General features: G+C 65.7%; 19 protein-coding genes. 10 read left to right on the forward strand and 9 right to left on the reverse strand.

All coding sequences use genetic code 11. The annotated features are described in order from the left end of the window. Both PHR85_RS04900 and PHR85_RS04905 read left to right on the forward strand, forming a co-directional pair. Positions 1-256 (forward strand): hypothetical protein (locus tag PHR85_RS04900; protein WP_300051214.1); only part of this gene is annotated, 256 nt, incomplete at its 5' end. Positions 257-275: 19 nt separating this feature from the next. Next, the gene (locus tag PHR85_RS04905; RefSeq protein ID WP_300051217.1) at positions 276-494 is read left to right on the forward strand and encodes a hypothetical protein; all 219 of its coding nucleotides are present in this window, start codon (positions 276-278) and stop codon (positions 492-494) included. Between the two features lie 65 nt (positions 495-559). Here the strand turns inward: PHR85_RS04905 and PHR85_RS04910 are convergent, their stop codons facing one another. Further along, complete coding sequence (locus tag PHR85_RS04910) at positions 560-1,387, reverse strand: phage antirepressor N-terminal domain-containing protein (protein WP_300051220.1); 828 nt, start codon at positions 1,385-1,387, stop codon at positions 560-562. A gap of 393 nt (positions 1,388-1,780) precedes the next feature. Further along, complete coding sequence (locus tag PHR85_RS04915; RefSeq protein WP_300051223.1) at positions 1,781-2,881, reverse strand: site-specific integrase; 1,101 nt, start codon at positions 2,879-2,881, stop codon at positions 1,781-1,783. Between the two features lie 123 nt (positions 2,882-3,004). Here PHR85_RS04915 and dusA point away from each other — a divergent pair, with 123 nt between their 5' ends. Continuing rightward, positions 3,005-4,033, forward strand: a complete 1,029-nt coding sequence (gene dusA, locus PHR85_RS04920; RefSeq protein WP_300051225.1) for a tRNA dihydrouridine(20/20a) synthase DusA — start codon at positions 3,005-3,007, stop codon at positions 4,031-4,033. Here dusA and PHR85_RS04925 read toward each other — a convergent pair. The 3 genes from PHR85_RS04925 to PHR85_RS04935 all read right to left on the reverse strand — a co-directional run bounded on the left by PHR85_RS04925 (position 4,000) and on the right by PHR85_RS04935 (position 6,779). Next, on the reverse strand, positions 4,000-5,181 hold the full coding sequence (locus tag PHR85_RS04925; protein ID WP_300051227.1) for a GGDEF domain-containing protein: 1,182 nt from the start codon (positions 5,179-5,181) through the stop codon (positions 4,000-4,002). The two genes, dusA and PHR85_RS04925, sit on opposite strands and share 34 nt — an antisense overlap. Further along, positions 5,168-6,031: a phosphate/phosphite/phosphonate ABC transporter substrate-binding protein gene (locus tag PHR85_RS04930; RefSeq protein WP_300051229.1), complete on the reverse strand. Its 864-nt coding sequence runs from the start codon at positions 6,029-6,031 to the stop codon at positions 5,168-5,170. The genes PHR85_RS04925 and PHR85_RS04930 overlap by 14 nt, the downstream gene beginning before the upstream one ends. Positions 6,032-6,128: 97 nt before the next feature. Beyond that, the gene (locus tag PHR85_RS04935; protein WP_300051231.1) at positions 6,129-6,779 is read right to left on the reverse strand and encodes a GntR family transcriptional regulator; all 651 of its coding nucleotides are present in this window, start codon (positions 6,777-6,779) and stop codon (positions 6,129-6,131) included. A gap of 108 nt (positions 6,780-6,887) precedes the next feature. Between PHR85_RS04935 and scpA the strand changes: the two genes are divergently transcribed. Genes scpA through bioB form a run of 6 tightly spaced genes read left to right on the forward strand, consistent with a single transcriptional unit; the run spans position 6,888 to position 15,170 of the window. Next, positions 6,888-9,035, forward strand: a complete 2,148-nt coding sequence (scpA, locus tag PHR85_RS04940) for a methylmalonyl-CoA mutase (RefSeq protein ID WP_300051233.1) — start codon at positions 6,888-6,890, stop codon at positions 9,033-9,035. A 6-nt stretch (positions 9,036-9,041) separates the two neighbouring features. Next, positions 9,042-10,043, forward strand: coding sequence for a methylmalonyl Co-A mutase-associated GTPase MeaB (gene meaB / locus PHR85_RS04945; RefSeq protein ID WP_300051236.1), 1,002 nt, complete (start codon positions 9,042-9,044; stop codon positions 10,041-10,043). A 24-nt stretch (positions 10,044-10,067) separates the two neighbouring features. After that, the gene (locus PHR85_RS04950; RefSeq protein ID WP_300051239.1) at positions 10,068-11,600 is read left to right on the forward strand and encodes an acyl-CoA carboxylase subunit beta; all 1,533 of its coding nucleotides are present in this window, start codon (positions 10,068-10,070) and stop codon (positions 11,598-11,600) included. Positions 11,601-11,621: 21 nt separating this feature from the next. Further along, positions 11,622-13,673, forward strand: coding sequence for an acetyl/propionyl/methylcrotonyl-CoA carboxylase subunit alpha (locus tag PHR85_RS04955; protein ID WP_300051242.1), 2,052 nt, complete (start codon positions 11,622-11,624; stop codon positions 13,671-13,673). Next, the gene (locus PHR85_RS04960) at positions 13,670-14,140 is read left to right on the forward strand and encodes a VOC family protein (RefSeq protein ID WP_300051245.1); all 471 of its coding nucleotides are present in this window, start codon (positions 13,670-13,672) and stop codon (positions 14,138-14,140) included. Before PHR85_RS04955 ends, PHR85_RS04960 begins: the two co-directional genes overlap by 4 nt. 10 nt (positions 14,141-14,150) lie before the next feature. After that, a complete protein-coding gene (gene bioB, locus PHR85_RS04965; RefSeq protein ID WP_300051247.1) occupies positions 14,151-15,170 on the forward strand; it encodes a biotin synthase BioB in 1,020 nt (339 codons plus the stop codon). 11 nt (positions 15,171-15,181) lie between these two features. Here the strand turns inward: bioB and rsxB are convergent, their stop codons facing one another. The 4 genes from rsxB to PHR85_RS04985 all read right to left on the reverse strand — a co-directional run bounded on the left by rsxB (position 15,182) and on the right by PHR85_RS04985 (position 20,442). Beyond that, positions 15,182-15,862, reverse strand: coding sequence for an electron transport complex subunit RsxB (gene rsxB / locus PHR85_RS04970; RefSeq protein WP_300051249.1), 681 nt, complete (start codon positions 15,860-15,862; stop codon positions 15,182-15,184). Positions 15,863-15,881: 19 nt separating this feature from the next. Further along, complete coding sequence (locus PHR85_RS04975) at positions 15,882-17,438, reverse strand: polyhydroxyalkanoate depolymerase (RefSeq protein WP_300051251.1); 1,557 nt, start codon at positions 17,436-17,438, stop codon at positions 15,882-15,884. Between the two features lie 161 nt (positions 17,439-17,599). Continuing rightward, positions 17,600-18,796 carry an amino acid aminotransferase gene (locus tag PHR85_RS04980; protein WP_300051253.1) on the reverse strand — a complete coding sequence of 399 codons (1,197 nt, stop codon included), beginning with the start codon at positions 18,794-18,796 and terminating at the stop codon, positions 17,600-17,602. Between the two features lie 65 nt (positions 18,797-18,861). Next, positions 18,862-20,442 (reverse strand): methyl-accepting chemotaxis protein, encoded by a 1,581-nt coding sequence (locus PHR85_RS04985; RefSeq protein ID WP_300051255.1) that lies wholly within the window; start codon positions 20,440-20,442, stop codon positions 18,862-18,864. Positions 20,443-20,521: 79 nt separating this feature from the next. Between PHR85_RS04985 and uvrB the strand changes: the two genes are divergently transcribed. Further along, positions 20,522-22,639, forward strand: coding sequence for an excinuclease ABC subunit UvrB (gene uvrB, locus PHR85_RS04990; RefSeq protein ID WP_300051258.1), 2,118 nt, complete (start codon positions 20,522-20,524; stop codon positions 22,637-22,639). Positions 22,640-22,659: the final 20 nt, after the last annotated feature.

Genomic DNA, 22,659 nt, shown 5'->3' on the forward strand with positions numbered 1-22,659 from the left:
GAGTCGCTTGCCCATCCGTTTCCCTCGTACTCATGACGCGGCACCTGCCGCACTGGGCAGGATTAGAACCGATGGCGGGCCAAAACAGGGACATGGATCGAAAAATTTCTCAGGACTAACTTATGTGCCGTCCGGATCTGGTGGCGCGGTTCAATCGGGGCAAGCCAAATCACCGAGCGGGATCAACATGGGCGTGGTTCTGTCGCTGCTTGTGACGGCATTGGATTACACGCTGTTTGTCGAGAGTGGCAATTAGAGGAAAATTTGGAGGGAGTATGGGGAAACTGGCAGAAGCCGCCAAGGCCGCACCACCGATTGGCGTCTCGGGCCTCGATCTGGTGGGGATTCCATTGTCGGAGTGGGTGCTGATTCTGACGTCGGCTTACACGGCGTTGCTGATCGTGCACAAGGGCATCGAGGTGCTGCGCTCGATCCGTCGGCCGCCGGGGTGCTCGCCCCACTGTCAGCGCCGGCGGGTGGGGGATGTGCCATGAACGCGCGACTGCTGATTCTGTGGCCGTTGATCTGGTGGCGGCTGCTGTGGCCGCTATGAACCGAGTCAGGCCAGCAGGCGCTGCTGGGTCGGCGGTGTGAGAACGGACGGCAGCAGTTTCGGGCCGCTGGACTTGTCGCGAGGGCGGCCACGCGAGGTCTTGCGCTCGGGGTTGAAAGGGTCGACGCCATGGCGGCGCGCGCGCAGACCATCGATCACGGCCCGGGCTACCGCCTCGGCAAAACCCATTTCCTCGCCAGCGCCACGGTTGCTCCATTGAGTGCTGCCGCTGGTCGGAAGCTGCCATTCGTCGCCAAAGGCAAAGCGAATCGCGTTGTAGGCCTCGTGCTCATCGTGCGCGGCCAGCTCGGCTACTTCTCGGAAGAAGGCCTCGCCGCGCTCCAGGCCTTCGTGCCACAGGCGGCAGCGCGGCTCGACCGACCAGTTGACCCGTCGGCCCTGTGCGTCGCGGCGGGTGAAGCTGAGGTCGTCGCAGCTGAGTTTGGGCGGGCGGGCCAGGGCGGGCGCTGGTGCGCTCGCGGCCGGCTGCGGCATGAAGTGCCGGAACAGCACGCCGAAGCATTCCTTCTGGTACTGGATCAGGCGGGGCTTGATTTCCTCGCGCACCCGGTTGACATCGACGCCGAACAGCCAGCCGTTGAGCATGTCGAGCGGGAGGCAGACGGTTTCCTGATCGCCGCCCTTGGAAGGTGTTCGTGTGACACGAATACCTTCTTTCATGACAGGGTTGCGGTTGATGCGCTCGAACTGGCCGTTCCACTGCAGGCCGATGTTCTCGCAGATCGGCTTCATGGCGACGTAGGGCTGACCGTCGATCAGGACGGCGACGAGGGATTGGCCGTGGAATTCCACGTTGACGAGGGTGTGCGACATGGCGCGTGCTCCAGTTTCGGATTGCAACGCTGCCTTCCCGCTCTCACACAGGAGGCAGCCCGAACGGGGTTGAGAGACCGATGGAGCACCGGCGAGCCTTGCGGCTCCCCCGCCCGGACCGCCAAACTGCCGGCACGCGCCGTGCATGGGCGTGCGGATGTCTCGGGTTCGGACGAAAAAAAACCGCTGTCACTCGTTGCAAGTGTGCGGCTCGTCGCCGCTCCATTCGGGCTCTCACCCCCGGTCAGCCTCTTGCGGGGGCTGACGGAGCGGAGTGTACCCCAGAAGCTTGGCGCTCATCAACCAGAAAGTCCGAAGAAGTGTGTTGCCTGGCCTGGTCAAGCGCCGGCAGGCCGAGGTTCAGTTGTGCCTGGGGGCGGATGAGGGCGAGCGCTAGGCTGGCTGGACCAGGCCGAGTCGGGCGAGCCAGGGCCAGCCGGCGTATTTGTCGCCGTCCTGGTGCAGGTGGCTGTAGCGCTTGAGGGAGGTCCAGGTGCGGTGGCCGCTGACGCTGGCGGCCTGGGGGATGGTCCAGCCCAGCTCGAACAGGCGGCTGATGGCTTCGTGGCGCAGGTCGTGGAAGTGCAGGTCGTCGATGCCGAGCAGGTCGCAGGCGCGGGTGAAGGAGGCGCTGACGCTGCGGGGGTTGACGGGGAAGATGCGGCCTTGGGCGCCGGGCTGGAAGCGCCGGCGGACCAGTGCCAGGGCGTGATCGGGCAGGACGACGCGCGCGTCGTTGCCGATTTTCTCGCCGGGGTGTTTCATGTCGCGCACGATGATCTGGCCCAATTTATCGTTGAAGTCTTCCCAGGTGAGGCTGGCAATTTCTTCCTGGCGGCGGGAGGAGAAGAGGGCGAACACGACCAGGTCGACCATGGGCAGCGGGCGCTTGCCGGGGGAGCGGGCGCGGCGGTATTCGTAGTCGGTGAAGTAGGTGAGCAGGCGGTCGAGTTCGTCGAGGGTGGGGCGGCGTTCGCGCTGGCGGGATTTGCCGATCAGGCCCAGGCGTTCGGCGGCGACGCGGGCTTCCTGCATGACGCTGGAGCTGATGGGGTAGCGCCAGACGGGCTGGGCCAGTGCGACGACGGCGGACAGGTGGGACAGGTAGTTTTGCCGGGTGGCGGGTTGGCAGTTGAGGGTCTGCAGCCACTGGACGACGGCGGCGCTGTCGACCTGGGAGCATTGGTGCTGGGCGAAGTCGCTGTTCTGGATGGTCTGCAGGACTTGGGTCTTGGTGCGGCCGATGTCGCGTTGGGATTCGGCGATGTACTGGCCGATGAGGTGGGCGACGCTGGGGTCGTCGGCCTTGAGGCGGTCGAGCGCGCCGGGGACGGCGAGTTCGGTCTCGCGCTTCTGGATCCAGGCCTTGGCGGCTTGCTGGCGGTCGAAGGTCTGGGTTTCGGCGTGGATGACGGCGCCGGCCTGCTTGAGGCGCACGCGCGCCAGGTAGCCGGTCGAGCCGTCCTTGCGCTTGCGTGGTGTAATTGTGCCCATGGCGGGTTTCCTGGTGGTACACGGTGGATTTGTGGCTCGAAATGTACCACCGAGGGGTACAAAACCCACAAGAATCCACAACCAACCACAACAATCCACAAGGAAAAAGGTACACGCAAGCCAATGAATTTAGAAGAGAAACTAGAGTTTTCAAGAGGTTGGCGCATGTCCGTCGCGCCGATGCTCGATTGGACGGATAAACATTGCCGCTACCTGCATCGCCTGATCACGCGGCACACGCGGCTCTACACCGAGATGGTGACGACGGGCGCGCTGATGCATGGCGAAGCGCGCCGGCATCTGCGCTTTGACGAGACCGAGCACCCGATCGCGCTGCAGCTCGGCGGTAGCGACTCGGCGGACCTGGCCCACTGCGCCAAGCTCGGTCAGGACTGGGGCTATGACGAGATCAACCTCAACTGCGGCTGTCCGAGCGACCGCGTGCAGCGCGGCGCCTTCGGTGCCTGCCTGATGAACGAGCCCGCTCTGGTGGCCGATGGCGTCAAGGCCATGCGCGACAGGGTGGACATTCCCGTCACGGTCAAGCACCGCATCGGCATCGACAAGATAGAGAGCTACGACTTCGTCGCCGACTTTGTCGGTCGGGTCAGCGAAGCCGGCTGCGGGGTCTTCATCGTGCATGCGCGCAATGCCTGGCTGCAGGGCCTGAGCCCGAAGGAAAACCGCGAGATCCCGCCCTTGCGCTATGACCTGGCCTGGCGCCTCAAGCGGGACTTTCCGCAGCTCACCATCGCGGTCAACGGCGGCATCAAGACGAATGAGCAGATCGCCGAGCAGCTGCAGCAGGTCGACGGCGTGATGGTCGGGCGCGAGGCCTACTACAACCCCTGGATCATGCAGGACTGGGATCAGCGCTACTACGGTGGCGAGGCTTGCGCGCTGAGTCAGGACGAGATCGAACTGGCGATGGTGGCCTACATGGAGCGCGAGGCGGCCGAGGACGGCACTCCCTGGTACCCGATCGCGCGCCACATGCTGGGCATGCGCCACGGCCAGCGCGGCGCCCGGCGCTGGCGCCAGGTCTGGAGCAACCACAAGCTCAAGCCCTTGTCCGCGCGCGAGGTCTGGGCCATGGCGCAGGCGGTGCTGCTGGAGGATCAGCTCAAGGCGGGCGAAGCGCAGTCCTCGTGAAACATCCAGCGGTTCTTGCCGCTGCGCTTGGCCAGGTACATCGCCTGGTCGGCGCGTTCGATCAGCTTTTCGCCACTGTCGGCATGGTCGGGGTAGAGCGCGATGCCGATGCTCATGCCGACTTGCAACCGCTCGGATCCGTACGCCACGGGCTGGCTCACCGCCTGCAGCAGGCGGTCCAGTATTTCCTCGATCTGGGTCACATGGTCGAAGTCGGGCAGCAGCAGCACGAATTCGTCGCCGCCGAGCCGGGCCACCGTGTCGACCTGGCGCACGCCGTTCGATAACAGGCGGGCGATTTCGATCAACAGATGGTCGCCCGCCTCGTGGCCATGCTGGTCGTTGACCGGCTTGAAGCCGTCGAGATCGATGAAGCACAGCGCCAGTCGGTGGCCGTGGCGTTGGGCCGATGCCAGCGACTGGCGCAGCCTGTCCATCAGCAGATGGCGATTGGGCAGCCGGGTCAGGCCGTCATGGTAGGCGACTCTCTCCAGCACCTGCTGGGTCTTGAGCAGACCGGCCTCGCGCTGCTGGAACAGGTCGTGGGTCTTGCGCAGCACCAGGACCAGCACGGTGATCAGCACCAGGCCCGAGACCAGCGACAGCATCAGCAACTGATGCTGCAACTGGCGCAAGGCGGCATCACTCTGGGTGGCCTTGAGTTCGATGCGCAACCAGCCCATGGGCATGACGCTGCCTACCCGTATCCACAATCTGAGCTGTTCGCCCTCCAGCTCGAACAGTGGCGTGCGCGGCGGCGGGCTGACCGACATCGGACGGAACTGGGGCTCGGCCGGCTCGCCGGCCGAGCGGCGCCTGACATGGGACAGCAGCTGTCCCTGGTTGTCGGCCAGCAGCACCGAGACCACCTGCTCGTCGGACGTGGTCTGGATCAGCCGTGCTTCCAGGGCGGCGAAGTCGCGCGTGATCAGGTCGTTTTCAACCGCATGGGCCAGGCCCTCGGCCAGCAACGAGGCGGCACGCTGTTGCCCCTCGCGCCGCAGCACGTGTGACTGACGCTCGAACCAGAACGCGCCCAGCAGCGTGAACAGCACGATCACGACCCCGGTCGATAGCAGACCCGTATAGAACAATTGGGGCGAGTCGAAGCCGCTGCGGCGCGGGGGCCGGCACTCAGGGTTTTTCACTTTGGGCCAAGAATTTCTCGATCTGCAGTGATTCCAGCGGCGCATAGTCGCGCGCGTAGTGGGCGCGCACCGGACTGGGGATCTGGATGCCGTCGAGCAGCTTGCGTCCTGACTCCATCTCGCCGAGCTTGAGGAAGGCGGCGATCACGGCCTCGCGCAGGTCCGATGCCACACGGGGGTGGGCGACAAAGGGGTGCGGTGCGTAGCCTGGCGTCTCATGCAGGATGCGCAGCTGCTCGCGCACGCTGGGGCTTTCCCGTTCCAGGGTGTTGTTGACGCCGCCGCCAGCCAGCACGTCGCCGATGATCACGGCCCGGTAGACGTTGGCATGGGTCTTGACATACTTGGGCTGGATCCGGATGCCCTGCTGCGCCAGCCGCGAGCGTATCAGCAGCGAGGCCGCGAAGGCGTTGGGGGCCGGAAAGGCGATCGGTTGGCCATCGAGCTCCTTGAGCGACTGGATCGGACTGTCGGCCCGCACCAGCAGGATGCCACTGAGCTTTTCCTTGCTATCGACCACCAGCGGCAGGTAGCCCTGCGCTTTCCTGGCCATGACTTCGTGATAGGGATTGACGAAGGCAAAGTCGGGTTGTCCCGCGAGCAAGGCTGTTTCGAAATCCGGAATGCTCGGCGCGATGTGCAACTCGAAGCAGAGTCCGGTCTGACGGCCCAGCTGTTCGAGCAGCGGCGCCCATTTGCCTAGCAACACGCTCGGAGTCAGCTGCGGCACCACATGCACCTGCTGCACCTGGTCGGCCTTGGGGTCCCCCAGGCAGTTTGCTCGTGCCATGCCGACCGTCAGCCAGCCGAGCAGGAGCGCGAACAGGCATTTCGCGGTCGAAAGTTTCATGGTGGAATAGACAGGACGATGAACAACATTGTCGCCGTTCAAAGCGTGAAATTTCCGATCTGGCAAACTTTTCGCGCGTGATATTTCTGCTGGCGGCTCAGCCCGCGGCTGCCTGCAGTCCCGAGGCGAAATGATCGCGCACGCGCCGCGCCGCCAAGGCTTCGTCGCGCGCCAGCAGCGCATCCAGGATGGCCCGGTGCTCGGCCAGCGATTCCTCGATCCGTCCCGCCTTGAACAGCGAGCCCTGGCGATTGAGCTTCATCACCTTGCGCAGGTCGGCCACGATCTGGACCCGCCAGCGGTTCTGCGCCAGTTCGAGCATGTGGCGGTGGAACTGCTCGTTGAGTTCGAAGAACCGGTCGCGCGAGCCCGTTACGGGCCTGGCGGCCTGTTCGAGCTGGCCATGCAAGGCTTCGAGCTCGGCCAGATCGGCGTCGTCGGCCAAGCGGCACAGGGCGGCGGCGGCATCGGATTCGAGCAGCGACAGCAGTTCGTAAACTTCACGCAAGTCTTGTTCGGATACTTCGGTCACGTAGGCGCCGCGCCTGACCTTCATCGTGACCAGGCCTTCGGTCGCCAGCACCTTGAGCGCCTCGCGCAGCGGGGTGCGGCTGATGCCGAGCTCCTCGGCGATGCGTAGCTCGTCGATCCAGCTGCCCGGCGCCAGCTCGCGGTTGTAGATGCGCTGGCGCAGCAGCTCGGCCACTTCTACATACAGTGCGCGGGGAGACAGGGAGAGGGCGGCCATGGTGTGCATTCCTTACTGGGCTCGACATTTTACCGGATCAAAAATTTTGTATCAATAATTATGAATGACGTAGAATAAGGCAGTCTTGCTCACTAAGGTGTCCTTTTTATGTCGTCCGAATTCAAACCCGCCACCCTGGCTGATTGGGAAAAAGCCGCTCAGAAGTCCGTCAAGGACGGCTCGCTCGACAAGCTGAACTGGCTCACGCCCGACGGCATCACGGTCAAGCCGCTCTATACCGCAGAGGACGTGAAGGCGCTGCCCTTCACCAACACGCTGCCCGGCTTCGAGCCCTTCATCCGTGGCCCGCAGGCCACGATGTACGCCGTGCGCCCCTGGACCATCCGCCAGTACGCGGGTTTCTCGACCGCCGAGGAATCGAACGCCTTCTACCGCAAGGCGCTGGCCGCCGGCGGCCAGGGCGTCTCGGTCGCGTTCGACCTCGCAACGCACCGCGGCTATGACTCGGACCATCCGCGCGTGACCGGTGACGTCGGCAAGGCCGGCGTGGCGATCGACTCGGTCGAGGACATGAAGATCCTGTTCGACGGCATTCCGCTCGACAAGGTGTCGGTCTCGATGACCATGAACGGCGCGGTGCTGCCGGTGCTGGCTGGCTATGTGGTGGCCGCCGAGGAGCAGGGCGTCAGCCAGGACCAGCTGGCCGGAACGATTCAGAACGACATTCTGAAGGAGTTCATGGTCCGCAACACCTACATCTACCCGCCCGAGCCGTCGATGAAGATCATCGGCGACATCATCGAGTACACGGCGCAGAAGATGCCCAAGTTCAACTCGATCTCGATCTCGGGCTACCACATGCAGGAAGCCGGTGCCAACCAGGTGCTCGAGATGGCCTTCACGCTGGCCGACGGCAAGGAATACGTCAAGACCGCGATCGCCAAGGGCATGGATGTGGACGCGTTCGCGGGCCGGCTGTCCTTCTTCTGGGCGGTCGGCATGAACTTCTACCTCGAGATCGCCAAGATGCGCGCGGCCCGCCTGCTGTGGGCCCGCATCATGAAGGGTTTCGACGCCAAGAACCCCAAGAGCCTGATGCTGCGCACGCACAGCCAGACCTCGGGCTGGTCGCTGACCGAGCAGGACCCGTACAACAACGTGGTGCGCACCACCATCGAGGCCATGGCGGCGGTGTTCGGTGGCACCCAGTCGCTGCACACCAACTCGCTCGACGAGGCGATCGCGCTGCCGACCGAGTTCAGCTCGCGCATCGCGCGCAACACCCAGCTCATCATCCAGGAAGAGACCCATATCACCAACGTGGTCGATCCCTGGGCCGGCTCCTACCTGATGGAGTCGCTGACGCAGGAGATGGCCGACAAGGCCTGGGCCATCATCGAGGAGGTCGATGCCATGGGCGGCATGACCAAGGCGGTCGGTTCGGGCTGGGCCAAGCTCAAGATCGAGGCGGCAGCCGCCGAGAAGCAGGCCCGCATCGATTCGGGCAAGGACGTGATCGTCGGCGTCAACAAGTACAAGCTGGCCAAGGAAGACCCGATCGACACCCTCGATGTCGACAACGTCCGGGTGCGCGACGGCCAGATCGCCCGCCTGCAGGCGATCAAGGCCAGCCGCGACAGCGCGGCCGTGGCCGCCGCGCTCGATGCGCTGACCGCCGCCGCCGAATCCGGATCGGGCAACCTGCTGGACTTGGCGATCCAGGCGGTCCGCCTGCGCGCCACCGTCGGCGAGGTCTCCGACGCGCTGGAAAAGGTCTACGGCCGCCACCGCGCCGACACGCAGAAGGTGACCGGCGTCTACGCCGCCGCCTACGACTCGGCCGAGGGCTGGGACAAGCTCAAGGCCGAGATCGCCGATTTCGCCACCGCGCAGGGCCGTCGCCCGCGCGTGATGATCGCCAAGCTGGGCCAGGACGGCCACGACCGGGGCGCCAAGGTGGTGGCCACGGCCTTCGCCGACCTCGGCTTCGACGTCGACATGGGCCCGCTGTTCCAGACCCCCGAGGAATGCGCGCGCCAGGCGATCGAGAACGACGTGCACGCGGTCGGCGTCTCGACCCTGGCCGCCGGCCACAAGACCCTGGTGCCGGCCATCATCGCCGAGCTCAAGAAGCAGGGCGCCGATGACATCATCGTCTTCGTCGGCGGCGTGATTCCGCGCCAGGACTACGAGATGCTGTACGAGGCCGGCGTCAAGGGCGTCTACGGCCCGGGCACCCCGATCCCGGCCAGCGCCAAGGACGTGCTGGAGCAGATCAAGAAGGCGATCGCCTGATCCGCCATGCCCGCCATGCTGTTGCCAGGCATCACCGAGGGTAATCCGACCGTGCAGCGGCGTGCCATGGCCAAGGCCATCACGCTGCTGGAGTCGACTCGCGCCGACCACCGGCTGCAGGCCGACGAATTGCTGACCGCCTTGCTGCCGCACACCGGACGCGCGCTGCGGCTCGGCATCAGCGGCGTGCCGGGAGTCGGCAAGTCGACCTTCATCGAGGCGCTCGGACTGTATCTGATCGAGCAGGGGCATCGCGTCGCGGTGCTGGCGATCGACCCGTCGTCGAGCGTCTCGGGCGGCTCCATCCTGGGTGACAAGACCCGCATGGAGCGGCTCTCGGTGCACCAGCGCGCCTACATCCGGCCCAGCCCGAGCAGCGGCACGCTGGGCGGCGTGGCCGAGAAGACGCGCGAGGCGATGCTGGTCTGCGAGGCCGCCGGCTACGACATCGTGATCGTCGAGACGGTCGGCGTCGGCCAGTCCGAGACCGCGGTCGCCAACATGACCGACATCTTCTGCCTGCTGCAGCTGCCCAACGCGGGCGACGAGCTGCAGGCGATCAAGAAGGGCGTGATGGAGCTGGCCGACCTGGTCGTGATCAACAAGGCCGACCTCGACCCGCTCGCCGCCACGCGCGCCCAGCTCCAGATCCAGTCCTCGCTGCGCCTGTTGGGCCACCACGGCAACCCCGAGCATGACCCCCATGACGACAGCCAGTGGCAGCCGACCGTGGTCCAGCTCAGCGCCTTGCAGGGCCAGGGCGTGGCCGAGTTCTGGCAGCAGGTCAGCCGCTTTGGGCAATTGCAGCGCGACAACGGCCGCTTCGCCGCCAAGCGCCAGCGCCAGGCCCAGTCCTGGATGTGGGAACGCATCGAGGCCGGCCTGCGCCAGCGTTTCCGCGACCACCCCGCCGTGAAGGCGCAACTCGACAACACCACCAGCCAGGTCCTGCAGGGCCAGCTGCCCGCCTCGACGGCAGCACGCCAGCTGCTGGAACTGTTCAACTGATTCATCCCCCCGGAGACCACCACCATGCAAGAAATCCTGCAACAACTGGAGCAGAAACGCGAGGCCGCGCGCCTCGGCGGCGGGCAAAAGCGCATCGATGCGCAGCACGCCAAGGGCAAGTTGAGCGCGCGCGAGCGCCTTGAAGTCCTGCTCGACGAGGGCACCTTCGAGGAATGGGACATGTTCGTCGAGCACCGCTGCACCGACTTCGGCATGGAGGGCAACAAGATCCCGGGTGACGGCGTCGTGACCGGCTACGGCATGATCAACGGCCGCCTGGTCTTCGTCTTCAGCCAGGACTTCACGGTCTTTGGCGGCGCCCTGTCCGAGGCCCATGCCGAGAAGATCTGCAAGGTGATGGACCAGGCGATGAAGGTCGGCGCGCCGGTGATCGGCCTGAACGATTCGGGCGGTGCCCGCATCCAGGAAGGCGTCGCCTCGCTGGGCGGTTACGCCGACGTGTTCCTGCGCAACGTGATGGCTTCGGGCGTGGTGCCGCAGATCTCGATGATCATGGGGCCGTCGGCTGGCGGCGCGGTGTATTCGCCCGCCATGACCGACTTCATCTTCATGGTCAAGGACAGCTCCTACATGTTCGTGACCGGCCCCGAGGTGGTCAAGACCGTCACCCACGAGGAAGTGACCGCCGAGGAGCTCGGCGGCGCCGTGACCCATTCGACCAAGTCCGGCGTGGCCGACCTGGCGTTCGAGAACGACGTCGAGGCGCTGCTGATGCTGCGTCGCCTCTACAACTACCTGCCGCTGAACAACCGCGAAAAGGCCCCGGTGCGTCCGAGCGGCGATCCGATCGACCGCATGGACCTGAGTCTGGACACGCTGGTGCCGGACAACCCGAACAAGGCCTACGACATGAAGGAGCTGATCGTCAAGACGGTCGATGACGGCGACTTCTTCGAGATCCAGCCCCATTACGCGGCCAACATCATCATCGGCTTCGCGCGCATGGATGGCCAGACGGTGGGCATCGTGGCCAACCAGCCGCTGGTGCTGGCCGGCTGCCTCGACATCAAGAGCTCGATCAAGGCCGCGCGCTTCGTGCGCTTCTGCGACGCCTTCAACATCCCGGTGGTGACCTTCGTCGACGTGCCCGGCTTCATGCCCGGCACCACGCAGGAGTTCGGCGGCATCATCAAGCATGGCGCCAAGCTGCTCTATGCCTACGCCGAATGCACGGTCCCGAAGATCACCGTGATCACCCGCAAGGCCTATGGCGGCGCCTACGACGTGATGGCGTCCAAGCACCTGCGCGGCGACGTCAACCTGGCCTGGCCGAACGCCGAGATCGCCGTGATGGGCGCCAAGGGCGCGGTCGAGATCATCTTCCGCGAGGAGAAGAAGAATCCGGCCAAGCTCGCCGAGCGCGAGGCCGAGTACAAGGCCCGCTTCGCCAACCCCTTCGTCGCGGCCGAGCGCGGCTACATCGATGACGTGATCCTGCCGCACGAGACGCGCAAGCGCATCTGCCGCAGCCTGGTCATGCTCAAGGACAAGAAGATCGAAAACCCGTGGCGCAAGCACGGCAACATCCCGCTCTAAGCGCCCGAGGAGATACACAACATGTTCAAGAAGATCCTGATCGCCAACCGCGGCGAAATCGCCTGCCGCGTCATCGCCACCGCCCGCAAGATGGGCATCGCCACCGTGGCGGTCTATTCCGAGGCCGACAATGAGGCGCGCCATGTGCGCCTGGCCGACGAGGCCGTGCTGCTGGGCCCGGCCCCGAGCCGCGAGTCCTACCTGGTCGCCGACAAGATCATCGCGGCCGCCAAGGCCACCGGCGCCGAGGCCATCCACCCCGGCTATGGTTTCCTGTCCGAGAACGAGGCCTTCGCCCAGCGCTGCGAGGAGGAGGGCATCGCCTTCATCGGCCCGAAGGCCCATTCGATCGCGGCCATGGGCGACAAGATCGCCTCCAAGAAGCTGGCCAACGCGGCCCAGGTCAACACCATTCCGGGCTACAACGACCCGATCGCCAATGCCGAGGCGGCGGTCGGCATCGCCCAGGGCATCGGCTATCCGGTCATGATCAAGGCGTCGGCCGGTGGCGGCGGCAAGGGCCTGCGCGTGGCCTTCAACGACAAGGAAGCGTTCGAGGGCTTCACCGCCTGCCAGAACGAGGCGCGCAACAGCTTCGGCGACGACCGCATCTTCATCGAGAAGTTCGTCGAGCAGCCGCGCCATATCGAGATCCAGATCCTGGGCGACAGTCACGGCAACGTGGTCTATCTCAACGAGCGTGAATGCTCGATCCAGCGCCGGCACCAGAAGGTGATCGAGGAGGCGCCCAGCCCCTTCATCTCCGACGCCACCCGCCAGGCCATGGGCGAGCAGGCGGTCGCGCTGGCCAAGGCCGTGCAGTACCAGTCGGCCGGCACGGTCGAGTTCGTGGTCGGCAAGGACCAGGACTTCTATTTCCTGGAGATGAACACCCGCCTGCAGGTCGAGCACCCGGTCACTGAGTGCATCACCGGGCTGGACCTGGTCGAGCAGATGATCCGCGTCGCCGCCGGCGAAAAGCTGACCTTCACGCAGGCCGAGGTCAAGCGCGAGGGCTGGGCGATCGAGTGCCGCATCAACGCCGAGGACCCGTTCCGCAACTTCCTGCCCTCGACCGGCCGCCTGGTGCGCTTCACGCCCCCGAAGGAAAGCATGTGGCAGGCCGACACCGACCACAGGTACGGCGTGCGGGTCGACACCGGCGTGTTCGAGGGCGGCGAGATCCCGATGTTCTACGACTCGATGATCGCCAAGCTGATCGTGCACGGCAAGGACCGCGATGAGGCGATCGCCAAGATGCGCGAGGCGCTCAACGGCTTCGTGATCCGCGGCATCAATTCCAACATCCCATTCCAGGCCGCGCTGCTGGCGCACCCGGAGTTCGTCAGCGGCAACTTCAACACCGGCTTCATCGCACACCACTACGCGGGTGGTTTCCGCGCCGAGGACGTGCCGCATGACGATCAGGACTTCCTGGTCGCGCTGGCCGCCTTCGTGCGCCGCAAGTCGCGCGAGCGCGCCTCGGGCATCTCGGGTCAGCTGCCGGGCTATGGCGTCCAGGTCGGCAAGGACTACACCGTCATCAGCCTCGACATGGAAGGCAATCACAGCTACACCAGGGTCCATGTGGACGAGTTCACCGGCGAGCCGGGCTCGGCCCTGGTCCAGGTCGGCGACAAGCGCTACAAGATGAGCTCGCCCTCGCGCCTCAACGACGTCGTGGTCACCGGCGAGGTCGACGGTCAGCCCTTCACGGCCCAGCTTGAGCGCGGCTCGGTCAAGAACCCGCTGGCGCTGGTGGTGCAGCACAACGGCACCAAGCTCGAGTGCATGGTGGTCTCGCCGCGCATGGCCGAGCTCTATCGCCAGATGCCCTACAAGGCCGCTCCCGACCTGAGCCAGTTCGTGCTGTCGCCGATGCCGGGCCTGCTGGTCGAGGTCGCGGTCAAGCCGGGCCAGAAGGTCCAGGCCGGCGAGCGCGTCGCGGTGATCGAGGCGATGAAGATGGAAAACGTGCTGTTCGCCGCCGCCGATGGCGTGGTCGCCAAGGTGCTCGCCACCAAGGGCGAGTCGCTGGTGGTCGACCAGGCCATCGTGGAGTTCGAGCAATGAGCGCGGTCCAGCGTCCGTTCAAGGTGCTGGGCATCCAGCAGATCGCCATCGGCGGCCCCGACAAGACCCGGCTGCAGAAGCTCTGGGTCGAGATGCTCGGCCTGGAAGTCACCGGCCAGTTCCGCAGCGAGCGCGAGAACGTCGACGAGGACATCTGCGCCATGGGTCAAGGCCCCTACAAGGTCGAGGTCGACCTGATGCAGCCGCTCGACCCCGAGAAGAAGCCGGCGGTGCACCAGACGCCGCTCAACCATGTCGGCCTGTGGATCGACGACCTGACCAAGGCGGTCGAATGGCTGAGCGCGAATGGCGTGCGCTTCGCGCCGGGCGGCATCCGCAAGGGGGCGGCTGGCTATGACATCACCTTCCTGCACCCGAAATCGAACGACGAGTTTCCGATCGCGGGCGAGGGGGTGCTGATCGAGCTGGTGCAGGCGCCGGCCGAGGTGATCGCGGCGCTGGGATAATCCGACCGACATGAACACCGTCGCCTCCATCCCCGTATCCGCCATCCGCCGTCCCGAGGCGGGTGTCCCCGCCACCCGCTGGTCGGTCGCTGCCGTCGCCGAACTGTTCGAGCTGCCCTTCATGGACCTGTTGTTTCAGGCCCAGCAGGTGCATCGCGCGCATTTCGATCCCAACGAGGTCCAGCTCTCGACGCTGCTGTCGATCAAGACCGGCGGCTGCTCGGAGGACTGCGGCTACTGTCCGCAATCGGCACAGCACGAAGGGGGGGTCGAGGCCAGCAAGCTGATGCCGCTCGACGAGGTGCTGGCGGCGGCGCAGGCCGCCCGCGAGCAGGGCGCGTCGCGCTTCTGCATGGGCGCGGCCTGGCGCAGCCCCAAGGAGCGCGACATGGAGCAGGTCGCCGAGATGGTGCAGGGCGTGCGCGCGCTGGGGCTGGAGACCTGCATGACGCTGGGCATGCTCGACCAGCAGCAGGCGCTCCAGCTCAAGGACGCCGGCCTCGACTACTACAACCACAACCTCGACAGCGCGCCCGATTTCTACGGCGAGATCATCAGCACCCGGACCTACCAGGACCGGCTCGACACGCTGCGGCATGTGCGCGACGCCGGCATCAACGTCTGCTGCGGCGGCATCGTGGGCCTGGGCGAGACGCGCGAGCAACGCGCCGGCCTGATCGCGCAGCTGGCCAACCTCGACCCCTACCCGGAGTCGGTGCCGATCAACAACCTGGTCGCGGTGCCCGGCACGCCGCTGGAGGGCACCGAGCCGATCGACCCGTTCGAGTTCGTGCGCACGATCGCGGTGGCCCGCATCACCATGCCGACCACCATGGTGCGCCTGTCGGCCGGGCGCGAGCAGATGGACGACGCGCTGCAGGCGCTGTGCTTCGCGGCTGGCGCCAACTCGATCTTCTATGGCGACCGGCTGCTGACGACCTGCAACCCACAGGCCGAACACGACCGCGCCTTGTTCGCGCGTCTGGGGCTGAACGGGCAGGGCGCGCGTCCCGCCGCGCGCCAGGACTGATCAGGCGCTGATCAGGCTTTTGCCTGCCTGGCCGCGCGCGAGCGCGCCAGCGCGGCCTCGATCATGGCGCGCCTCTTGTCGAGCACCGCCGGATCGGTCAGCTTGGAATGTTCGGCCAGGTGCTCCAGCTTGTGCTGGGCCTTGTGCTGCTGGCGCTCCTGGTGTTCCGTTTCTTCGCGCTGCTGGCGCTGCTGGCGCCATTGGTAGCGCTCGCGTGCCTGTCCGGCCTGCTCGGGCGACCAGGCAGACCATCCGGTCAGCTCGCCGCTGGCGCTGACCAGCGAGATGCAGTCGACCGGGCAGACCGGGATGCACAGTTCGCAGCCAGTGCACCAGGGCTCGATCACGGTGTGCATGCGCTTGTTGCCGCCCACGATGGCGTCGGTCGGGCAGGCCTTGATGCACAGCGTGCAGCCTATGCACCAGTCCTCGTCAATGATGGCCAGCGTGCGTACCGATTCCAGCCCATGGCCGGGGTCCAGCGCCTTGACCGGCCGGCCGCTGATCGCGGCCAGCCTGACCACGCCTTCGGCGCCGCCAGGCGGACACTGGTTGATGTCGGCCTGACCCCGTGCGATCGCCTGCGCATAGGCCGCGCAATCGGGAAAACCGCAGCGCGTGCACTGGGTCTGCGGCAGGGCCGCGTCGAGGCGAGCGACGAGCTCGCGCTCGGCGTGCGCAACCCTCATCACGTCAGCGCTCAAGCCTGGATCACCTTTTCTTGCCGACGGCGGTGTTGCGGCGGTAGCCTGGGCGCGGCTGTGCGGCGGGTTTCGCCGCGTCAGCAGCCGCAGCCGGTGCTGGCACTTCTTCCTGCGATTCCTGCACGGGTGCCGGCTCGGCGGCGACGGCTTGCTGCTCGACCACCTCGACGACGCTGACCGCCGGGGCCTCGATCAAGACCGTTTCGACCTCTACTGCTGCTGGTGCGTCCAGCGCCAGTGCCGGGGCGACGGCATCGATGACCATTTCGATCTGTTTCGGCGCCACGGCCTTGAGCAGGCCCGCCTGGTGTTCGAGGATGAACTTCTTCACCACCGGATAGACCTGGTTGCGCCAGCGGCTGCCGCTGAAGATGCCGTAATGGCCCGCGCCCTTGACCTCGTAGTGGCGCTGCTCGTCGGTCACGATGCCGGTGCACAGGCCATGCGCGGCGCTGGTCTGGCCGCTGCCCGAGATGTCGTCGAGCTCGCCTTCGACCGTCAGCAGGCCCGTGTGGCGGATGTCCTGCGGCTTGACCAGCTCCTTGACGCCCTGCGGGTTGCGCACTTCCCAGCTGCCGTTGACCAGCTTGAAGTCCTGGAACACGGTTTGGATGGTTTCGAGGTAGTAGTCCGCGTCCATGTCGAGCACGGCGTTGTACTCGTCGTAGAACTGGCGGTGCGCCTCGGCGCTGTCGTTGTCACCCTTGATCAGGTGATTGAAGTAATCGTAATGGCTGTTGGCGTGGCGGTTCGGGTTCATCGCGACAAACCCGGTGTGCTGCAAAAAGCCCGGGTAGACGCGGCGGCCCGCGCCCGGGAAGTTGTTCGGCACCCGGTAGATCACGTTGTTCTCGAACCACTCGAAGGGGCGGTGCACCGCGAGGTTGTTGACCTCGGTCGGCGACTTGCGCGCATCGATCGGGCCACCCATCATGGTCATCGACAGCGGGGTCTTCTCGCCACGGCTGGCCATCAAGGAGACAGCGGCCAGGGTCGGCACGGTCGGCTGGCACACGCTGATGATGTGGCAGTTGTCGTAGCGGCCTTGCAGGTAGCGGATGAACTCCTGCAGGTAGTTGACATAGTCGTCGAGGTGGAATTCACCCTCGGACAGCGGCACCAGGCGCGCGTTCTTCCACTCGGTGATGTAGACCTTGTGGTCTTTCAGCATGGTGCGCACCGTCTCGCGCAGCAGCGTGGCGTAGTGGCCCGACAGCGGCGCGACGATCAGCACCACTGGCTGGCCCTTGAGGCGTCCCAGCGTCTCGGGGTCGTCGCTGAAGCGCTTGAAGCGCAGCAGGTCGCAGAAGGGCTTGCGCATCTCGACGCGCTCCTGGATCGCGATCTGCACCTCGCCGATGTCGACGGTGCGGATGCCGAACTCGGGCTTCTCGTAATCCTTGCCGAGGCGGTGCACCAGATCGAAGCCCGCCGCCATGCGCTGCGACAGCGGCGTCATGCCGACCGGCAGCATGGGGTTGGTGAACATCTTGGCCGTCACCTTGGCCAGGTCGGAGAACGGCTCGATCAGGGAGCGTTGGGTTTCGTAGATCTGGTAAAGCATGGCGGGACTCCAATGGGTTGTTGCACTGCAACATTATCGCAGGCTGTGTTGCGCCGCAACAATTTTTGTTTCGCGATCAGGACTTTTCAGTACCACCAAGAATAACAAAAAACGCCGCATATGCGGCGTTTTTATCGCTTGCAGCATTTATTACGGCAAACTTACATCACCTTGGCGATGGCCTGGCAGACGTAGTCGATGTTCTTGCTGTTGAGCGCGGCCACGCACATGCGGCCGGTGTCGGTGCCGTAGACGCCGAACTCGTTGCGCAGGCGCACCATCTGGTCCTTGCTCAGACCCGAGTAGCTGAACATGCCGATCTGGGTGGTGATGAAGCTCATGTCCTGCCGCACGCCGGCGGCTTTCAGGCCATCGACCAGCTTCTGGCGCATGGCCTTGATGCGCACGCGCATCTCGCCGAGTTCCTTTTCCCACAGAGCGCGCAGCTCGGGGTTGCTCAGCACCGCGGCGACCACCGCGCCGCCGTGGATCGGCGGGTTGGAGTAGTTGGTGCGGATCGCGATCTTGAGCTGGGACAGCACGCGGTCGGCCTCGGCCTTGTCCTGGCACAGCACCGACAGGCCGCCGACGCGCTCGCCGTAGAGGCTGAAGCTCTTGGAGAAGCTGGTCGAGACGAAGAAGTTCAGGCCGGATGCCACGAACTTGCCGATCACGGCGCCATCCTCGGCGATGCCGTAGCCGAAACCCTGGTAGGCCATGTCGAGGAAGGGGGTCAGGCCCTGGGCCTTGATGACGGCGATCACCTGGTCCCACTGCTCGGGGGTGATGTCGTAGCCGGTCGGGTTGTGGCAGCAGGCGTGCAGCACGACGATGGTGCCCGGCTCGGCGGCGTTCAGGCTGGCCAGCATGCCGTCGAAGTTCACGCCGCGCTTGTCGGCGTCGTAGTAGGCGTAGCTGCCGACCTCGAAGCCGGCGTTGCTGAACAGCGCGCGGTGGTTTTCCCAGGACGGGTCGGAGATCAGCACCTTGGCGCCGGGGCTGAGCTTCTTGAGGAAGTCGGCGCCGACCTTCAGGCCGCCGGTGCCGCCGATGGCCTGCACGGTGGCGACGCGGCCGCTCTGGACCGGCTCGCTGTCGGCGCCGAACACCAGGCCCTTGACGGCGGCGTCATAGGCGGCGATGCCGTCGATCGGCAGGTAGCCGCGCGCGGTCGGCTTTTCCATCATGGCCTTCTCGGCCGCCTGCACGCACTGCAACAGCGGCAGCTTGCCGTTGTCGTCGAAGTACACGCCCACGCCCAGGTTGACCTTGTTGGGGTTGGTGTCGGCGTTGTATTGCTCGTTCAGACCCAGGATCGGGTCGCGGGGGGCCATTTCGACGGCGGAAAACAGAGACATGTCGAAGTCCTGAAAGAGGGTGGGGAAGGGGGATGGGCGCCAGAGGCGGCGCCCATATTCTAGCCCTAGCGCTCGTCGTTCGAGAGCCGGAAGGAGGCGGCGAGCCTGGCCAGCTGCTGGGCCTGCTCCTGCAGCGAGCTGGAGGCCGCCGAGGTCTGTTCGACCATGGCGGCGTTCTGCTGGGTCGACTCGTCGAGCTGGGAGACCGCGCCGTTGATGACGCCGATCCCGTTGGATTGCTCGCGGCTGGCCGCGGCGATGTCGCCCACTATGCCCGCCACGCGCTGGATGCTCGCGACGATTTCCTGCATGGTGTCGCCAGCCTCGGTGACCTGCTGCGAGCCGATACCGACCTTGTCGACCGAGTCGGAAATCAGGCCCTTGATCTCCCGGGCGGCCTCGGCGCTGCGTTGCGCCAGCGAGCGCACCTCGCCCGCCACCACGGCGAAGCCGCGTCCCTGTTCGCCGGCCCTGGCCGCTTCCACGGCGGCGTTGAGCGCCAGGATGTTGGTCTGGAAGGCGATGCCATCGATCACGCCGATGATGTCCGCGATCTTGTGCGACGACTGGTTGATGGTCGCCATGGTATGCACGACATGCGACATGACTTCGCCGCCCCGGCTGGCCACCCGCGAGGCCGAGCCCGCCAGCTGATTGGCCTGGTTCGCGCTGTCGGCGTTGTGGTCCACGGTGCTGGCCAGTTCCTCCGAGGCCGAGGCCGTCTGCTGCACCGAGTGGGCTTGCTGGTCGGTCCGGCGCGACAGGTCCAGGGTGCCGGCCGCCACCTGCGTGGCCGCGCTCGCGATGGCGTCCGAGCCGTGTTGCACTTCCCTGATCAGGCGGTGCAGGCTCGACCGCATGGCCTCCATCCGTTCCAGCATCTGGCCGATTTCGTCCTCGCCCGAGTGCGGCACCGGGCGCGACAAATCGCCGCTCGCGATCGCGTTGCTGGTTTCGTCGGCCAGGGAAAAGCCCGAGCGCAGGCGTTTCATCAGCACCAGCGTGAGCCAGGTCGCCGGCAGGCAGCAGGCGATCAGGCAGAAGGCGAACACGCTCAACGCCAGCTGGTAGCGCGCTTGCGCGGCGCGCGCCGCCTCGTCGGCGAACCGGACCTGGTAATCGCGGAAAGCCACCAAGGCCTGGATGGCGGCCTCGCCTTCCTCCCGGCCCGCCTTCAGGAAGCCCGCCATGTTGGCGGCACTGAAATCATCGTTCTTGATATTATTGACGACGGCATCCAGTTTCTTGCGCCAGGGTTCGCGCGCGGCCCGGGCGACCGCCAGCAGGCGTCGGCTCTCCTCGTCGGCGGCACTGGCTTCCATCTGCTTGAAGCCTTCATTGGCCTTCACGCGCGTGGCGCTCATGGTTTCAAGGTGCAGGGTGGTCGGGTGATCATGGATGTTGGCCAGCACCGAGTCCGGCTGATGCTGGAAGGCCAGCAGCACCTGAAGGCGGTTCTGCACGATCGCATCGATGGACGCGTTGGCCAGCAGGGCCGGTTTCATGGCGCCTTCGTGCACGACTTGCAGGCTTTGCTTGGCCGCGTGCAGCCCCCACAGACCGATGGCGAGCACCAGCGACAAGGCCAGCCAGTACATGGCGACGACGATGGTGAAGCGTTGCGTGATGCGAAATTTGTCCAGCATTGATTGTTTTTTTAGAGTTCAGGGCTAGCATTTGATTATGACTAGCATATGGCATTATTTCATAGGCTAGATCTCACAGATGCAGCAGACCCAGGTATCCGATGTCGCCGCCAGCCAGGGGGCTCCCGTCGGGCAGTTCGTGACCTTTGCCGGCTCCCCGTTCGAGCTGTTCCAGCCTTTCCCGCCCGCGGGTGACCAGCCGACCGCGATCGCGCAGCTGGTCGACGGCATCCAGGATGGCGAGGTGTTCCAGACCCTGCTGGGCGTGACCGGCTCGGGCAAGACCTTCACCATGGCCAATGTGATCGCGCGCCTGGGTCGGCCAGCGATCGTGTTCGCGCCCAACAAGACGCTGGCCGCGCAGCTCTACTCGGAGTTCCGCGAGTTCTTCCCCAACAACGCGGTCGAGTATTTCGTCAGCTACTACGACTACTACCAGCCCGAGGCCTATGTGCCGCAGCGCGACCTGTTCATCGAGAAGGACAGCGCGATCAACGAGCATATCGAGCAGATGCGGCTGTCCTGCACCAAGAGCCTGCTGGAGCGACGCGACGTGGTGATCGTGGCCACCGTATCGGCCATCTACGGCATCGGCAAGCCCGAGAGCTACCACCAGATGATCATGACGCTGCGCGCGGGTGACCGCTACGGCCAGCGCGACCTGATCGCCCAGCTGGTGCGCATGCAGTACCAGCGCAACGAGCAGGATTTCTCGCGCGGCAAGTTCCGCGTGCGCGGCGACACCATCGACGTGTTCCCGGCCGAGCATTCCGAACTCGCGGTCCGCATCGAGCTGTTCGACGACGAGGTCGAGACGCTGCAGCTGTTCGACCCGCTGACCGGCCGCATCCGCCAGAAGATCCCGCGCTTCACGGTCTATCCGTCCAGCCACTACGTGACGCCGCGCGAGCAGGTGCTGGCGGCGGTCGAGGGCATCAAGCTGGAGTTGGCCGACCGCCTCAAGGAGCTGGTCGGCCTGGGCAAGCTGGTCGAGGCGCAACGGCTGGAGCAGCGCACCCGCTTCGACCTCGAGATGCTGACCGAGGTCGGCCACTGCAAGGGGATCGAGAACTACAGCCGCCACCTGAGCGGATCGGCCGCCGGCGAGGCGCCCAGCACGCTGACCGACTACCTGCCGAAAGACGCGCTGATGTTCCTCGACGAAAGCCATGTCATGATCGGCCAGCTCGGCGGCATGTACAACGGCGACCGCGCGCGCAAGAGCACGCTGGTCGACTATGGCTTTCGGCTGCCCTCGGCGCTGGACAACCGGCCGCTCAAGTTCGAGGAGTTCGAGACCAAGATGCGCCAGTGCGTGTTCGTCTCGGCGACACCGGCGGCCTACGAGCAGCAGCACAGCGGCCAGGTGGTCGAGCAGGTGGTGCGCCCGACTGGCCTGGTCGATCCGCAAGTCGAGGTGCGACCGGCCACCCATCAGGTCGACGACGTGCTGGGCGAGATCCGGCTGCGCGTCTTGCGCCAAGAGCGGGTGCTGATCACGACCCTGACCAAGCGCATGGCCGAGCAGCTGACCGACTATCTTGACGAGAACGGCGTCAAGGTGCGCTACCTGCACAGCGACATCGATACGGTCGAGCGGGTCGAGATCCTGCGCGATCTGCGCCTGGGCGTGTTCGACGTGCTGGTCGGCATCAACCTGCTGCGCGAGGGAATCGATATTCCCGAGGTCTCGCTGGTGGCGATCCTCGACGCGGACAAGGAAGGCTTCCTGCGCAGCGAGCGCAGCCTGATCCAGACCATAGGCCGGGCCGCGCGCAACCTCAACGGTCGGGCCATCCTGTATGCCGACCGCATCACCGACTCGATGAAGAAGGCCATCGGCGAGACCGAGCGCCGGCGCGCCAAGCAGGTGGCATTCAATGAAGCCAACGGCATCACGCCGCGTGGCGTGGTCAAGCGCATCAAGGACCTGATCGACGGGGTCTACAGCGAGAAGGCCGGCGAGGAGGCCAGGAAGCTCGAACAGGCGCAGCAGCAGATGGCCGAGGTCGCCGACATGGACGAAAAGGCGCTGGCGCGCGAGATCAAGCGGCTGGAAAAGCAGATGCTCGAACATGCGCGCAATCTCGAGTTCGAGCAGGCGGCTCGGGTGCGTGACCAGCTGGCGCGCCTCAAGGACCGGGTGCTGGGCGCGCATGGCGGCGACCACCTCGTGCCGCTGCGTCCCGCCGCCTGAGGACACATTTGGCGGACAAT

The sequence above is a fragment of the Malikia sp. genome (assembly GCF_028687635.1).
In the GTDB taxonomy this organism is placed as follows: Bacteria; Pseudomonadota; Gammaproteobacteria; order Burkholderiales; family Burkholderiaceae_C; genus Malikia.